This is a genomic window from Paracoccus saliphilus (assembly GCF_028553805.1).
Lineage (GTDB): Bacteria > Pseudomonadota > Alphaproteobacteria > Rhodobacterales > Rhodobacteraceae > Paracoccus > Paracoccus saliphilus.
Map to the genome: position 1 here is coordinate 1,783,453 of NZ_CP067140.1, position 16,537 is coordinate 1,799,989.

The window sequence follows — 16,537 nt, forward strand, 5'->3', positions numbered from 1 at the left end:
TCGCGTCGTGCGCCCTTTGCAGCACAGACCAGACGACCACCGCTGATCAGAAACAGTGAGCCTGTACTCGCCGCAAGCCGGGCGAAACGATTCCGGTATGCGGTCACAGCAACGAAGAGAGGAGACGTTATGTCCGATTCGAGTGCGATGAACGCGGAGCTTACCCTGACAGATCAGGTATATAGCGGCGATCCGCTGCAGGATCGTGAAACGGATCAGTATCGCAACGAGTATGTGACAACGTTTGTCGAAAAATGGGACGAGCTGATCGACTGGCGTGCCCGTGCCGAAAGCGAGGGTCAGTTCTTCATCGATGTGCTGCGTGCCCGCGGCAAGGATACCGTCCTCGATGTGGCGGCCGGAACCGGTTTCCATTCGGTGCGCCTGACCGAGGCCGGATTCAACGTGACATCCGCCGACGGTTCGGCGGCAATGCTCGCCAAGGCCTTTGACAACGGTCAGGCGCGCGGCCTGATCCTCAAGACCGTGCAGGCCGATTGGCGTTGGCTCAACCGTGACATCCAGGGCAAATACGATGCCATCATCTGCCTGGGGAACTCCTTTACCCACCTGTATGAAGAACAGGACCGCCGCCGGGCGCTGGCCGAATTCTATGCCGCGCTGAAGCATGACGGCGTCCTGATCATCGATCAGCGCAATTACGATACCATGCTGGACGAAGGGTTCTCGACCAAGCACAAGTATTATTATTGCGGAGATCAGGTCACGGCGGAGCCGTCGCATATCGACGAAGGCCTTGTGCGGATGGTCTACAGCTTCCCCGATGGGGCGGAATACACGCTGAACATGTGTCCGATCCGCAAGAACTATGTCCGTCGCCTGCTGTCCGAGGCCGGGTTCCAGCGCGTGCGGACCTATGGCGATTTCCAGGAAACCTATGCCGAGAACGATCCGGACTTCTTCGTTCATGTCGCGGAAAAATCGGCGATGCACCTGGTGCGCTGGAGCGGTGGCTCATACCAGCCGGGCGAGACCGATGTTCGGGAGATCGCCGAGGACTATTATGACAGCAGCGATGCCGACGCCTTCTATTCCAATATCTGGGGTGGCGAGGACCTGCATATCGGGCTCTATGACAACACCAAGGACATTCGCACTGCGAGCGACAAGACCATCGACCGCATGGCGGAGTTGCTCCCCGATCTCGACCAGTCGAGCCGCATTCTCGATATCGGCGCTGGTTACGGCGGTGCGATGCGCAGGGTCAGCAAGGCATATGGCTGCTCGGCGACCTGCCTGAATATCTCTGAAACGCAGAACGACTATAACCGCTCCAAGACGCGCAATGCAGGTCTCGCCGACAAGATCAATGTCGTGCATGGGGTCTTCGAGGATATTCCCGAGGAAGGCGCCAGCTTCGACGTGGTCTGGAGCCAGGACGCGATCCTGCATTCGGATCAGCGCGCCAAGGTGTTCGACGAGGTCTGGCGGGTGCTGAAGCCCGGCGGTTACTTCATCTTCACCGATCCGTGCCAGGCAGACGATGTGCCCCATGGGGTGCTGCAGCCCGTCTATGACCGGCTTCAGCTCAACAGCCTCGGCTCCTTCCGCTTCTATCGCGAGGTGGCAGAGGTGCGCGGGTTCGAGACGCTGCGTCAGGATGATATGGCTCATCACCTGCGGACCCACTACGCCCGGGTGCGCGAGGATCTGATCGCCAATTACGACAAGCTTCGTGAAAACGGCGCTTCGGCCGAATATCTCGACAAGATGGCGGTCGGATTGGAAAACTGGGTCAAAGCCGCGGATGACGGTCATCTTGCCTGGGGAATCCAGCTGTTCCGCAAGCCTGAGTGATCGGAAGGGCCGGGCGCGGCCATGCGCCCGGCCTGATCACCCGTCAGAATTCGCATCAAAACATGGAGCCATTCATATGGGCGGGCTTGTTCCCGAATATCCCCTGGACGTCTCGTTCGAGCTGTTTCCGCCGAAGACAGAGCGAGGCATCGAGAATCTCGACCGCACCGTCACCCAGCTTGCCAGTGCCGGTCCTGGCTATTTTTCCGTAACCTATGGCGCGGGCGGCACGACTCGTGACCGCACCAGGCATATCGTCGATATGGTGCATCGGCGGACCCGCTTGCCGGTTGCGCATCACCTGACCTGCATCGGGGCCAGCCGTGCCGAACTGGATGAGCAGGCGCGGGAGCTGTGGGAGTCGGGAATCCGCAAGATCGTGGCCCTGCGCGGCGACCTGCCGGAAGGTCAGACCCTATCGGAAGACGGCTACCGCAACGCGGCCGAACTGGTCGAGGGATTGCGTCGCGTGGCGGATTTCGACATCTCCGTCGCCGCCTATCCCGAGGTGCATCCCGAAGCGGCCAGCGTCGAAAGCGATCTCGATCACCTCAAGCGCAAGATCGATGCGGGCGCGGCTCGGGCGATCACGCAGTATGTTTTTGATACCGACAAGATCCTGCGCTTCGCTGATCGCGCACGTGCAGCCGGCATCGAGGCGCCGATCGTGGCGGGCATCATGCCGGTGGCCAATTTCGCCAGCATCAAGCGGTTCTCGGAAGGTTGCGGCGCGTCGATCCCGGAGTGGATGGAGACAATGTTCGCCGGGCTGGACGATGCACCCGACATGCGCGCGATGGTCGCGGCGAGCCTGGCCCACGAGCAGTGCCGCCGTCTCGCTGCCGAAGGCATCACCGAGTTTCATTTCTATACCCTGAACAAGCCCGATGTGACCCTGTCCATCTGCCGGGCATTAGGGCTGTCCGGGCAAAGCAGCGCCGATCGGGCTGCGTGAAAGGAAGAACAAGATGACAGCTGACATCGAGAAACATGCCGCCGAGCGGATACTCGTGCTTGATGGTGCGATGGGCACGATGATCCAGCAGCAGAAACCGGATGAAGCCGTCTATCGCGGCGAGCGGTTCAAGGATTTTCGTTCCGATATCGCCGGGAACAACGAGCTTCTCAGCCTGACCGCGCCCGACATGATCCGCGGCATCCATGCCGATTTTCTCGAGGCCGGCGCGGATATCCTCTGCACCAATACCTTCGGAGCCAACGCCATCAGCCAGGCGGATTACTCCATGCAGGATCTGGCCGTCGAGATGAACATGGAAAGCGTGCGGCTCGCGCGTGAGGCGGCGGATGCCGTGGCGACTGCCGACCGGCCGCGTTGGGTCGCCGGGGGGATCGGGCCGACGAACCAGACCGCTTCGATCAGTCCCGATGTGAATGATCCGGGCTATCGCGCGGTGACCTTCGATGTCCTTGCAGCAGCCTATGGCGAGGCGGCGCGGGCGCTGATCGAGGCCGGGGTCGATCTGATCCTGATTGAGACCATCTTCGACACGCTGAACGCCAAGGCCGCGATCTATGCCATCGAATCGTTGCGGGACAATGGAGTCGCGGTGCCGCCCCTGATGATTTCCGGCACGATCACGGACCGTTCGGGACGGACCCTGACCGGCCAGACGCCCGAAGCGTTCTGGGCCTCGATGAGCCATGCGCGCCCGTTCTCCATCGGACTCAACTGTGCCCTGGGCGCGGGCGAGATGCGGCAGCATGTCCGCACCCTGTCGCAGGAGGCCGATACCCGCGTCAGCGCCTATCCCAACGCGGGTCTGCCCAACGAGATGGGCGGCTATGACGAAACGCCCGAAGATACCGCAGAGCATCTTGGCGAATGGGCCGATGCCGGCATCGTGAACATCGTTGGCGGCTGCTGCGGCACCACGCCCGCGCATATCGCGGCCATCGCCCGGGCCGTGGAGGGCAAGGCGCCGCGCAGGGTTCCCGCCAAGGTCAAGCGGATGCGGCTCAGCGGGCTGGAACTGTTCGAGGCCATGGGGGCCGAGGACCGGCAGACGGAGGGGAGCGCAGCATGAGTGGGATCGCGAATTTCATAAATATCGGCGAGCGCACCAACATTACCGGGTCGGCGAAGTTCAAGAAGCTGATCATGGAAGGCGACTATGCCACGGCGCTGGATGTCGCACGTCAGCAGGTCGAGAACGGTGCGCAGATCATCGACGTGAACATGGATGAGGGCCTGCTGGATTCGGCCGAGGCGATGACCACCTTCCTCAACCTAATCGCGTCGGAACCCGACATTTCCCGCGTGCCGGTCATGATCGACAGCTCCAAGTTCGAGGTGATCGAGGCCGGGCTCAAATGCGTTCAGGGTCGCTCGGTCGTGAACTCTATCTCGCTGAAAGAGGGCGAAGAGGCGTTTCTCGAACAGGCCCGGACCGTTCGCCGCTATGGCGCGGCGGTGGTCGTCATGGCCTTCGACGAGAACGGACAGGCCGAGACCGCCCAGCACAAGTTCGATATCTGCAAGCGCTCTTTCGATCTGCTGACCGAGCAGGCCGGTTTCGATCCGTGGGACATCATCTTCGACCCCAATATCTTTGCGGTCGCGACAGGGATCGAGGACCACAACAACTATGCCGTCGCGTTCTTCGAGGCGACCCGCATGATCAAGGAGGCGATGCCGCATTGCCACGTGTCCGGCGGGTTGTCGAACGCCTCGTTCAGTTTCCGCGGCAACAATGCGGTGCGCGAGGCGATGCATTCCGCCTTCCTGTATCACGCCATCCCCCTCGGGTTGGACATGGCCATCGTGAATGCCGGCCAGATCACCGTTTATGACGATATCCCGGACGAGCTGCGTGATCGGGTCGAGGATGTGCTGTTGAATCGCCGCGACGATGCGACGGAGCGGCTGTTGGAAGTCGCCGACAAGTACAAGGGCAGCGGCGAGGCGACCAAGAAGGAAGATCCGAAATGGCGCGAACTGGAGGTCGAGAAGCGGCTCGAGCACGCGCTTGTTCACGGCATTACCGATTTCGTCATCGATGACACCGAGGAATGCCGCCACAAGGCCGACAAGCCGCTGGACGTGATCGAGGGGCCGCTCATGGACGGCATGAATGTCGTCGGCGATCTTTTCGGGGCGGGCAAGATGTTCCTGCCGCAGGTGGTGAAATCCGCGCGGGTCATGAAGACCGCCGTGGGTCATCTGCTGCCTTACATGGAAGAGGAAAAGAGACGCACGGGCGATACCTCGGCCAAGGGCAAGGTGCTGATGGCCACCGTCAAGGGCGACGTGCACGATATCGGCAAGAACATCGTCGGCGTCGTCCTGCAATGCAACAATTACGATGTCGTAGATCTGGGCGTCATGGTTCCGACCGAAGACATACTGACCAAGGCGCGTGAGGAGAAGGCGGATATCATCGGGCTTTCGGGCCTGATCACGCCTTCGCTCGATCGCATGGTCGAAGTCGCATCCGAGATGAAGCGGCAGGATTTCGATTTACCGTTGCTGATCGGCGGTGCTACCACCTCCAAGAAGCACACGGCACTGAAGGTCGCGCCGGAATATGAGCATGGCGTTATCCATGTCGACGATGCGTCGAAAGCGGTCGGCGTGGTCTCGAAACTGTTGTCCAAAACGGCCCGGACGAGCTACCTGGACGAGATCCTCGCCACGCAGGAACAGATGCGCGCGACATCGGATCGCGGCGGCGACCGCCCGACACTTCCATTCGCCGAGGCGCGCGCGAATGCCTTCGATGGTGGATGGGACAGCTATAGCCCACCGGCGCCGCAATCGCCCGGCCTGCATGTGATCGATGATATGCCGGTTGAAACCCTTGCGGAATATATCGACTGGACGCCGTTCTTCGCCACTTGGGAGATGCGCGGAAAATATCCGGCCATTCTCGACGATCCCGACAAGGGGGCTGTTGCCCGAGAGCTTTACGACAATGCCAAGGCGATGCTTGGACGGATCATCTCGGAGGGTTGGTTCACACCCCGCGCCGTGGTCGGGCTCTGGCCCGCGAATAGCGATGGCGACGACCTGATTGTCTGGACGGATGAGGACCGCAAGACCGAAGCGGCCCGGCTGCCGCAGCTTCGCCAGCAGAGCCGCAAGTCGAAGGACCGGCCCAACATGTCCCTGGCGGATCTCGTGGCACCGAAAGGGATCGACGACTGGATCGGCGGCTTTGCCGTGACCGCGGGGCCCGAGGCGCATGACCTCGCAGAGCAGTACAAGGCTGACGGCAATGACTATGATTCGATCATGGTCCAGGCGCTTGGGGATCGGATCGCCGAAGCCTTTGCCGAGGCGCTGCATGCCCGCGTGCGCCGCTCGCTTTGGGGATATGCGCCGGATGAGAGGCTGGATAACGAGGCTCTGGTTGCCGAGCAATATCGCGGTATCCGTCCCGCGCCCGGCTATCCTGCCTGCCCGGATCATACCGACAAGGACAGTCTTTTCGCATTGCTGGACGCGCCCCGTCATACCGGGATCGAGCTGACCGAAAGCTATGCGATGTGGCCGGCTGCGGCCGTGTCCGGCTTCTATTTTTCCCATCCCGGTGCCCGTTACTTCGGCATCGGCCGGATCGGCCCGGATCAGGTGGCCGACTATGCCCGCAGGAAGGGCATGGATCTGGCCGAGGCCGAACGTTGGCTGGCACCCAGCCTCGCTTACGCTCCCAACCGCAATGCCGGGCGGGACGAAACCGAGCGCAAGATCGCCTGATTGCGATCAATCTACTCCACCGCAGAAAGAGAGGAACGAGATGACCGACAGAACCTGGCTATTCACCAGCGAATCCGTGTCCGAGGGACATCCAGACAAGGTTTGCGACAGAATCTCGGACGCTGTGCTGGATGCCTATCTGGCCGCTGATCCGAACAGCCGCGTCGCCTGTGAAACGCTTGCCACCACCGATCACGTGACCATCGCCGGTGAAGTTCGCGGCCCTGATGACGTGCGTCAGCATGTCGAGGAGATCGCGCGTCAGGCCATCAAGGATATCGGTTACGAGCAGAAAGGTTTTTCCTGGAAGACCTGCGCCGTCAACAACCTGCTGCATGAGCAATCCGCCGATATCGCCATGGGCGTCGACGAAGGCAGTAAGGGCGAGGAAGGTGCCGGCGATCAGGGCATCATGTTCGGCTATGCCTGCAACGAGACCGACGAGCTGATGCCGGCGCCGATCCAGTTCTCGCACCGCATCCTGCGGATGATGGCCGAGGATCGGAAATCGGGCAAACAGCCGAAATTCGGTCCCGACGCCAAGAGCCAGGTCACGCTGGAATACCGCAATGGCAAACCTGTCGGGCTCGACACGGTGGTCGTCTCGACCCAGCATATGGAGGGGTTGAGCCAGGACGAGGTGCGCGAACTCGTGAAGCCTTATATCACCGCCGTCTTCCCGAACGACTGGAGCTTGCCCGATGACCGGCTGATCGTGAACCCGACCGGCAATTTCGTGATCGGCGGGCCGGATGGCGATGCCGGGCTGACCGGACGCAAGATCATCGTGGATACCTATGGCGGCGCGGCGCCTCATGGCGGCGGGGCGTTCTCGGGCAAGGATCCCACCAAGGTGGACCGCTCGGCAGCTTATGCCGCCCGCTACCTTGCCAAGAACGTGGTTGCCGCGGGTCTTGCCGAGAAATGCCAGATCCAGCTTGCCTATGCCATCGGCGTTCCCGAGCCGGTCGCGCTTTATGTCGAGACGCTCGGAACCGGGCGCGTGGATACAGACAAGCTTGCAGCGAAGCTGCGCGAGATGATGCGCCTGACTCCGCGCGGCATCCGTGAGCACCTGGACCTGCTCAAGCCCATCTATGCCCGCACATCGGCCTATGGCCATTTCGGGCGCGAGCCGGATGCCGATGGCGGCTTCTCATGGGAAAAGACCGATCTCGCCGACGAACTGGCCCGCAGCTTTGGTGCGACCCAAGCGGCCGAGTAATCGAACAAAACGAAAAGGCAAAAGACACATGAATAAACCGGAAAGAATCACCCCTGAAGATTGCGTAATCCGCGACATTTCGCTTGCCGATTACGGCCGCCGCGAACTTGACATCGCCGAGACGGAGATGCCGGGCCTGATGGCGCTTCGTGCGGAATATGGCGCGGCGCAGCCGCTGAAGGGCGCGCGGATCGCGGGTTCGTTGCACATGACGATCCAGACGGCGGTGCTGATCGAGACGCTGGTCGCGCTCGGTGCCGAGGTGCGGTGGGCGTCGTGCAACATCTTCTCGACCCAGGACCACGCCGCGGCCGCGATCGCCGCCGGGGGCACCCCGGTCTTCGCCATCAAGGGCGAAACGCTGGAGGAATACTGGGATTACTGCGACCGCATCTTCCTGTTCGAGGAGGGCGCCAACCTGATCCTCGACGATGGCGGCGACGCGACGCTCTACATCCTCCTGGGCGCGCGGGTGGAGGCCGGCGAGACCGACCTGATCGAAACGCCGACCAGCGAAGAGGAAGAGGCGCTGTTTGCCCAGATCAAGAAGCGGATGGCGGCAAGCCCCGGCTGGTTCACCAGGCAGCGCGACCAGCTGCAAGGCGTCAGTGAAGAAACCACGACCGGCGTGCACCGCCTCTATGACCTGCACAAGAAAGGGCTGCTGCCCTTCCCGGCGATCAACGTCAATGACAGCGTCACCAAGTCGAAATTCGACAATAAATACGGCTGCAAGGAATCGCTGGTCGACGGCATCCGCCGCGCCACCGACACGATGATGGCCGGCAAGACCGCCCTGGTCTGCGGCTATGGCGATGTCGGCAAGGGTTCGGCGGCAAGCCTGCGCGGCGCCGGTGCGCGGGTGAAGGTGACCGAAGTCGATCCGATCTGCGCGCTACAGGCGGCGATGGACGGGTTCGAGGTGGTGACGCTGGAAGACGTGGTGGCCTCTGCCGATATCTTCATTACCACCACCGGCAATCGCGACGTGATCCGCATCGAGCATATGCGCGAGATGAAGGACATGGCGATCGTCGGCAATATCGGCCATTTCGACAACGAGATCCAGGTCGCGGCGCTGAAGAACCACAAATGGACCAATATCAAGGATCAGGTGGACATGATCGAGATGCCTTCGGGCAGCCGGATCATCCTGCTCTCCGAGGGGCGTCTGCTGAACCTCGGCAACGCGACCGGGCATCCGTCCTTCGTGATGTCGGCCAGCTTCACCAACCAGGTGCTCGCCCAGATCGAGCTGTGGACCAAGGGCGATGAATACCGGCCCGGTGTCTACATCCTGCCGAAAGCACTGGATGAAAAAGTCGCGAGGCTGCATCTGGACAAGATCGGGGTGAGGCTCTCCAAGCTCGATCCCGAACAGGCAGATTATATCGGTGTTTCGGTCGATGGTCCCTTCAAATCAGATCATTACCGGTATTGAGGAGACATCCATGAGCGAGACGAAGCCACATATCGTGGGAATCGGAAATGCTCTGGTGGATGTTGTCGCTCCGGTCGGTCACGATGTGATCGACCGGCACGGCCTCACCCCCGGGGGAATGCATCTGGTAGAAGCCGAAGCGGCAAAGGCGCTTTTCGCCGAAGTCGCGCCGGGCTATCGCCAATCGGGCGGATCGGTTGCCAATTCCATCGCCCATATGACCGGGAACGAGTTGCGCGCGACCTATCTGGGCAAGATTGCCGCTGACGATCTTGGCGGCACCTTCCGCGAGGAAATGGACGGCATGGGCATTGCCGCGCCGGTGAAGGACGGCCCGGAGGACGGGATCGGCACGGGGCATTGCGTCGTGCTGGTGACCCCCGACGGCGAGCGCACGATGAGCACCCATCTGGGCGCCGCGGTCACGCTTTCCCCGTCCGATATCGCGGCCGAGCATTTCGAAGGCTGTGATATCCTCTTTATCGAGGGGTATCTCTGGGATGCGCCGCATGGTCCGGCGGTCATCGAAACCGCAGCCGGATACGCAAAATCGGCCGGGGCGCGCGTTGCGCTGACACCCTCCGATCCCGGCTGTGTAGAGCGCAACCGCGACGGCATGCTGGGTTTCATCGCCGATCATGCCGATATCCTGATCGGCAACCATGTCGAGATCGGGGCATTGGCCGAGCAGGATGATACTGCTGCCGCCTTGCAATGGGCGCTTGACCGCGTCTCGGTTGCAGCCGTGACCGAAGGTGAAAACGGCTCGCTTGTCTCCGATGGCGGAGAGCCCGTTCGCATCGATGCGGCCCTGGTAACCGAAATCGTCGATTCGACAGGGGCGGGCGATGCCTATGCCAGCGGCTTCCTGAGCGGGTTGGCGCGGGGTCTGGATGTCGCTGAATCCGGCCGGATCGGCGCAGGGCTCGCGGCCCGTGTCCTGGGGCATTTCGGTGCTCGTGAAGGCGCTGCCGCGCGAGCGATCAAGCTTTCTGCGGCTTGAAGGGCGGGGTGGGCGGCCCTGATCTCCGCCCATCCTTTCTCTCTTTTCGAAAGTAGCTTGCAGCACTGACGAAAGAAGAAGAAATGAAAGCAAAGCGTCGTGAACCGGGAATGTCTTGCAAACACTGCACCTCGTTTTCGGAGATGTGTGGGGCTGTAGAGATTGCTTCTATGACAAACATATCGGCGATTTCTTGCTTTCTTTGGCAATGGCCCTGACGGGCCGATATACAGTTCGGAACGGCTTGCCCTATACTGGGACCGTGAAAATGTAAGGGAGCATAATGATGATCAAATTCACGACTTTGACCGCCGCACTCGGTTTGGCAGCTTCCTCGGCACTCGCGGGTGGCTATGTCGCACCCGTTGTCGAGCCGGAGCCGGTGATCGTTGAGGAGGAACCAGCAAGCTCGAATGCCGGGCTGGTTGTTCCTGCCCTGCTGTTGCTGGGCGTCATTGCTGCGGTCGCGTCGGACGACGACGACACCTGAAGCGACATCCGTGGGATATCTCTCGTAATTATCTGATCCGCTATCGTATTGGATATGAGAATATCTCCACAAGGTCATGCTCTGAATTGTCGAAAGACAATTGCCCGCCATTCGTGGCGGGCTTTTTTACTTTTATCGATCTGTGTGCTGGCGCGGGACCATGGGGGAAATCTACAGCTCGAGCGCCAATGTGGCATAGGTGCTTGGGCCCGGAAAATATGCGTATAAGGCAGGGTTATGCATGGTGAAGAGTGAACCCTGCACCCTGCAGATGTTTTGCAATCTCCCAACGGTGACCGACGGATTGTTCACCGAGGGGCAAAGTCGCATTCGGTCGGCAAGGTGCCGCTCTTGAGTGATCGTCACCGTGCGCCACAACTATCATTAAAGATAGTGGCCCTCCGGAGGCGGGGCCAATAGGGAAGCTGGTACGATGCCAATAGGGAAGCTGGTACGATGCCGATGACTTCAAATTCCGCCTGCTCCCATCACTGTAGGCGGTGAGCAGAGACGATTTCGAACCACTCAAGGCGCAGGGTTTCGGGAAGCTCTCGCAGAGGCGGTAAGCGGGGAGATTGCCGCCTGACAACCTGGCCAGTGGTCAATCCGGGTCAAGTGTGCCGGTAACAGGCTACCGGCCCCATTGCTTTTGACCTCTCGGAGACATGCCTGATCAAATCGCGACGAGGAGATATGCCATGCTCAGTACAACACAGACCCCCGGGGATGAGCGCATTCACCCCAATGTACCCACGGTGGACCAGTCGGATCGGATCGTTCCGATCAACCTGCGCCAGTCCGGGCCGACGCCGGTCCAGATGCTCATTTCGACCCGCGTGCGAAAATCGCCCTTCTGGCATCTGTCCATAGAGGCAGGCGCATGGCGCGCCACGGTCTACAATCGCATGTATCACCCGCGCGGCTATGTCCGGCCCGAAGACGGTGGCGCGATGGCCGAATATGATGCCCTGATCAACCGTGTGACACTCTGGAACGTGGCGGTCGAACGACAGATCCGGATCAAGGGGCCGGATGCCGAAGCCTTCGTCGATTTCGTGATCACCCGCGATGCCACCCGGATCAGGCCCATGCATGGCAAGTACTGCATCCTGTGCAATGACAGGGGCGGTATCCTGAACGACCCGGTGCTGCTCAGGTTGGCAGAGGACGAGTTCTGGTTTTCGATCTCGGATTCCGACCTCATGCTCTGGTTGCAGGGCGTCAATGTCGCGCGCCGCTTCGATGTGGAGATCGACGAGATCGATGTCTCGCCGCTGCAGATCCAGGGACCGCTGTCGGAGGATCTCATGGCCGATCTTGTCGGCGAGGAGGTGCGGGCCATTCCCTATTACGGCCTGATGGAGACCGAGATCGGCGGCTGTCCTGTCGTCATCAGCCAGACGGGTTTCACCGGCGAAAAAGGATACGAGGTCTATGTCCGTGACGCCACGGAGAATGCCGAAGAGATCTGGTACGCGATCCGGGGGCAGGGTGCGCGCTTCGGTCTGCGCGTCATCGCACCGGCTCATCACCGTCGTATCGCGGCCGGAATCCTGTCCTGGGGTCAGGATCTGGACGCTGAAACCTCGCCCTTCCAGGTCAATCTCGCCTACCAGGTGCCGCGCAAGAAGGCGGGCGACTATATCGGCAGGGCCGAGTTGGAGCGCCAGCGCGCCATTATCGACGAGGGCGGCTACCCGTTCCGGCAAAAGCTGGTCGGCATGAAGCTGGGCGGCCATCCGATCACCGATTATGCGCCGGATTTCTGGCTGGTAACCGATCCCGAAGGCAACCGCATGGGTTATCTGACCTCGCCCTGGTGGTCGCCGGAACTGGAAACGAACATCGCCCTTGGTTACGTGCCGTGGGAAATGTCTGCGCGCGGCACCGCGTTGAAGGTCGAACTGCCCGAGGCCTACTCTGAAACTTCCGGTCAGTCCGTCGATGCGGTGGTCTGCGAGGTGCCTTTCAGACCCTCGGTCAACCCGAGCGCGCGTGAACGTGCGATCGCCGCCGGGCGCGATTCGGCCGACTGAGCCGGGTTCTTTGGGTCGGACCCGCCTGAGGGACTGTCCGGGGCCTGCTTGCCAGAGCGTTCAGCAACCGCATGTTCCGGACGATCCATACGATATTGAAGAAAGAAGGGCCGATGACGGATCTCACCCTGGCTGGAAACGCTTCGACAACGCCAAACCTTCTCGATGCCGACATATCGATCGAATTGTCACCCGAAACTGTCGACGAGTTCGATCCCGATCCCGAAATTCTTTCAAAGGGATCGAAAGTCTTTCTCACACATATCGCCGGCAAAGATATTCAAACCCAGATCTATGCCGCGAAGCGTCTTCTGTCGATTGGGTACGTTCCTGTCGTACATATGGGCGCGCGCAACTTCGAAACGGAAGACGAATATGTCAGGCTCGTGCAGGCACATAGCCAGAATGGCGTTACTCACGGATTGTTCCTGGGAGGAAATCCCCGAAAGCACAACGGTCCGCTTCATGAGGCACTCGATCTCTTGAATCATGGTGTGTTGCGTGACGCAAATTTCTTGCATGCATTCATTGGCGGTTATCCCGAGGGTCATCCGGATATAGGCCCTAACGCGTTGGAGAGCGCCAGGCAGCACAAGCTCGAAGCTTGCCGCACGCATGGAATGACCCCCGAAATCATCTCGCAATTCGCTTTCGACGGGGATGCGATAGCGGCCTGGGCAAACAGGATCGCGACAGAAGAGCCGAACTTGCCAATTCGTTTGGGCCTCGCCGGCGTCACCTCGCTCCCCACGTTGATCAGGTTCGCAGTCATATGCGGTGTCGGACCTTCCATGGCTGTCTTGAAGAAAAACGCAGGGGGGCTCATGAAAATCATGAGTGATCGTGATCCCGGCGATATCATCGAAGGAATTGAAGCCGGTTTTTTCGGGGCAAGCACCCTGAACCTGCATTTCTTTCCGTTCGGCGGCTGGAAAAAGACACTGACCTGGATAGCCGACCAACGAAGGTCCTGACGGTTTGTCATCGGTAGCACCTGCCCCAATCTTTCCAACTGCCAAGGGCCGGTCCCGCAATGATGGCCAAGATTGGCCAGCTTCTCGGTCACTCGAACACATCAATCACTGAAAGTGATATATGCAGCTTCTCTGTACCGTATCATCGGATGGAAGCAGCCAATGTGCTGGATTTTCCCCGCATTCGACCTGCGACTTAGGTTCGCTGAACCCGCGCACATTTCGGGAAACGTAACATAATTACTTGTAGTTATGTGAATTTGTTGAGGTTTTTTGATGGGCGGTGAGGGATTCGAATTCTCGATCACTTCAATAATATCAATAACTTACAGCGATGTTTGTAACGTTTGTGCAGCCTGAAAAATGACCGGATGACGTGGCGTCATTTATCTTTTTCCGGTGTTGAGGGAGGCATTTCAGATTCGACAATAGAGCCATTGATTCTTGCAAAGATGCGGCTGGGAACAGATGCTCCGCCAGTTGGAGGAAATTTTTGAACAACAAGTGTTTCGACCCCATTTTCCAACAAATATTCTGCCGCTGACCTCCAGTTGAACGACGGATCGATGGTCGTTACCAAGTCTTTTCCTGCTCTCGAAAGTATCGCAACATTTACTGTTGCGTTCCTTCGCTCTGTGACAGAAAACGTAGATATTTTCTTATTTCTCATTATGAATCCGGAAACGTCTATTCTTTCCGATTCTCTTTTTTGAAATGTTATCATTCTTCCGGTGCTCCAAAAACCGGCTTGCTCAAGAGATACCTTCTCAACTTCTGAAATCTTTTCTGGCATAAACCCCAAATAGCAATTTCCGTTATCATCGCAGTATGGCAAGTATCTATTGATCAAGTCTGCCGTATGCTTATCTAGCATTGCCGTGAAATGCATTGTAAACGGAGATATACTTCCGGGCTTCCTAACCTCACCGGCCAGTATCTTACCGAACAGCGTGCGCAGATCATCGCTAGAAGCGTCCTCTGCGTATCTTTCAAACTTATTCATGAAATCATCTGATGGGCCTTCGGATTCAGGCGGAGGTGGGGTTTCTATCAGCTCCCCTACCGCTATCCTTGCCACGGCTTCTTTGTTAACTTGGGTCCTGTAGGATTTATTAATTAAGCTATTTTTTGCCCTCTCAATTATCTGCTCATCAGAAGCCGACACTTGGGCGACAGAATCAACAATGGCATTATTAACATTGCGTTTTGCATTTGCTTCATCGTGTATCGCTTGTGCTTTTACTTCAAGCCATGCAGCAGGTATGTCAACTGCCGCTCCAATCAAGCGACTAATGGCCTTTCCTGCCGGTCCCGCTATAATCTGTGGCAATCCACCTGATGCGATATTTGAGAGCCAATTTTCTGATTCGTCAGACATTCTTCCACCCCTGTTCCGCGATTAGAGTGACGGGACAGCAGGCACATTGACAAGTGCTTCGATTAATGGAACCGGAAAATGATCCGAAATAGGCACGTAACACCGTGGCAACGGCGTGCATCAGTCGGCATCGCGCCCCCGAGAAAAGGGGCCATGCCGTGACGGGGTTTTCGCTATGCCAGCGCGCACTCGCCGTCTGATCGCAATGCCGTTCGCCCGCTGTTTGACATTCGGGCAGGGTCGGCATCGAACCCTATTCTTGACGATCCGCCGGTCAGGCGGTGTCTGTGTCGATGCTGATGTTGATGACGTTCTTGACCGGCTCAGGCAGCGTGACGCCTAGATCGGCCATCGTGACCGTGGGGTGATCCTTGGCGAGTGCCTCCAAGCGCAAGCCCGCAGCCATACTCTCGCGACAGGATTCAGGCATCACGCCCATTTCGGCCATTTGCTCGTTGGCCATTTCGCGGGCGACCTCGGTAAGCTGGTCGCCGTCGATCAGCGCGGCTGCCTGTTTAAGCAGGATTGACCTCGCCAGATTGTCGCGCAGGTTGAACCCTTCCGCAACAACTTGTCGGTGCAGTGGCACATCGCGCCACTGACCAGTTTTAGTGCTACCAGCGTCAGGGCTAATTCGGATCACCCACCTGTCGCCTTCCTTGCGAATGTCCTCTTTTCGAAGCTGGGTAATCTCGCTGACCCGTGCTCCGGTATGAGCGCATAGCAAAGGCACCCATTGCTTCGCTGCAACCGAATGTGGCGTTTCGCGAACGTATCCGAATTCATCGGCCTTGGCTTGATATGAGCGCGATGCTTTCAGGACAGTGACAGCCTCTGCATCGGTATAGCCCGCCTCGCGCGTTCGCTGCACCCGGCGCGGCTTGGCTTGCTTGACGGTCGCAGCGACATTCTCCGCCAGCAATTCATTCTCACATGCCCAACCGAGCAAAGACCGGATGGTCGATAGATAAATCCCGCTGACAGTTCTGGCAGACAGCTTGTCTACACTCATCAGGTGATCGCGCCACGCCAGCAGGTCTTTTCGCGTGATGCGTCGGGCGTCATTGTGCTTTAGGAATTTGCGCAAGCTGTCGATGACCGGGCGCTGACGCCTACCGCCATCCTTCATGAAGCCTGCCGTTGTGCGGGCCTTGATATAGTCATTCCACAGCTTGGACAGGCTAACCGGATCAGGTTCGTCCTCTGGCGGCTGTGCGTTCGCGATCAATGGATGTTCTGGCTTGCCAGTGAAGTCTCCCTCGTCACGCTCTGCAACTCTGGCGAGGGCTTCAAGCTCACCGACGGCCAACTTTCGGGCGATAGTGCGCCATTCGTCGCTGCCCGGCTCGGCGGTATGGTTGCCTAGATAGCGGAACCGCTCAATATGCTCACCCATCAGCGCCTGCAATTCGGGATCGCTCAACTTGCCTGCGATAGCGTTCCGAAGGTCGGCGA

At 59.2% G+C, this 16,537-nt stretch carries 12 protein-coding genes; 10 read left to right on the forward strand and 2 right to left on the reverse strand.

The window, feature by feature from the left end:
* Nucleotides 1–129: 129 nt before the first annotated feature.
* The 10 genes from JHX88_RS08500 (at nucleotide 130) to JHX88_RS08545 (ending at nucleotide 13,704) form a co-directional block, all read left to right on the forward strand.
* Nucleotides 130–1,818: a glycine/sarcosine N-methyltransferase gene (locus JHX88_RS08500; protein WP_076526286.1), complete on the forward strand. Its 1,689-nt coding sequence runs from the start codon at nucleotides 130–132 to the stop codon at nucleotides 1,816–1,818.
* A gap of 76 nt (nucleotides 1,819–1,894) precedes the next feature.
* On the forward strand, nucleotides 1,895–2,773 hold the full coding sequence (gene metF / locus JHX88_RS08505) for a methylenetetrahydrofolate reductase [NAD(P)H] (RefSeq protein ID WP_076526288.1): 879 nt from the start codon (nucleotides 1,895–1,897) through the stop codon (nucleotides 2,771–2,773).
* Nucleotides 2,774–2,786: 13 nt separating this feature from the next.
* Nucleotides 2,787–3,863 (forward strand): homocysteine S-methyltransferase family protein, encoded by a 1,077-nt coding sequence (locus JHX88_RS22445; protein WP_076526290.1) that lies wholly within the window; start codon nucleotides 2,787–2,789, stop codon nucleotides 3,861–3,863.
* The gene (metH, locus tag JHX88_RS08515; protein WP_076526291.1) at nucleotides 3,860–6,535 is read left to right on the forward strand and encodes a methionine synthase; all 2,676 of its coding nucleotides are present in this window, start codon (nucleotides 3,860–3,862) and stop codon (nucleotides 6,533–6,535) included. The genes JHX88_RS22445 and metH overlap by 4 nt, the downstream gene beginning before the upstream one ends.
* 40 nt (nucleotides 6,536–6,575) lie before the next feature.
* Nucleotides 6,576–7,760, forward strand: a complete 1,185-nt coding sequence (gene metK, locus JHX88_RS08520; RefSeq protein WP_076526293.1) for a methionine adenosyltransferase — start codon at nucleotides 6,576–6,578, stop codon at nucleotides 7,758–7,760.
* Between the two features lie 28 nt (nucleotides 7,761–7,788).
* Nucleotides 7,789–9,201 carry an adenosylhomocysteinase gene (gene ahcY, locus JHX88_RS08525; protein ID WP_272848220.1) on the forward strand — a complete coding sequence of 471 codons (1,413 nt, stop codon included), beginning with the start codon at nucleotides 7,789–7,791 and terminating at the stop codon, nucleotides 9,199–9,201.
* A 10-nt stretch (nucleotides 9,202–9,211) separates the two neighbouring features.
* Complete coding sequence (locus JHX88_RS08530; protein ID WP_076528073.1) at nucleotides 9,212–10,204, forward strand: adenosine kinase; 993 nt, start codon at nucleotides 9,212–9,214, stop codon at nucleotides 10,202–10,204.
* 283 nt (nucleotides 10,205–10,487) lie between these two features.
* The gene (locus tag JHX88_RS08535; RefSeq protein WP_419182363.1) at nucleotides 10,488–10,694 is read left to right on the forward strand and encodes a hypothetical protein; all 207 of its coding nucleotides are present in this window, start codon (nucleotides 10,488–10,490) and stop codon (nucleotides 10,692–10,694) included.
* A 698-nt stretch (nucleotides 10,695–11,392) separates the two neighbouring features.
* Nucleotides 11,393–12,730 carry a glycine cleavage T C-terminal barrel domain-containing protein gene (locus JHX88_RS08540; RefSeq protein WP_076528077.1) on the forward strand — a complete coding sequence of 446 codons (1,338 nt, stop codon included), beginning with the start codon at nucleotides 11,393–11,395 and terminating at the stop codon, nucleotides 12,728–12,730.
* Nucleotides 12,731–12,843: 113 nt separating this feature from the next.
* Nucleotides 12,844–13,704: a methylenetetrahydrofolate reductase gene (locus JHX88_RS08545; RefSeq protein WP_076528158.1), complete on the forward strand. Its 861-nt coding sequence runs from the start codon at nucleotides 12,844–12,846 to the stop codon at nucleotides 13,702–13,704.
* Between the two features lie 382 nt (nucleotides 13,705–14,086).
* Here the strand turns inward: JHX88_RS08545 and JHX88_RS08550 are convergent, their stop codons facing one another.
* The gene (locus tag JHX88_RS08550) at nucleotides 14,087–15,082 is read right to left on the reverse strand and encodes a DUF2806 domain-containing protein (RefSeq protein WP_084203285.1); all 996 of its coding nucleotides are present in this window, start codon (nucleotides 15,080–15,082) and stop codon (nucleotides 14,087–14,089) included.
* A gap of 274 nt (nucleotides 15,083–15,356) precedes the next feature.
* Entirely contained in the window at nucleotides 15,357–16,505 is a 1,149-nt protein-coding gene (locus JHX88_RS08555) for a hypothetical protein (RefSeq protein WP_176011493.1), read from the reverse strand.
* Between the last annotated feature and the right edge of the window lie 32 nt (nucleotides 16,506–16,537).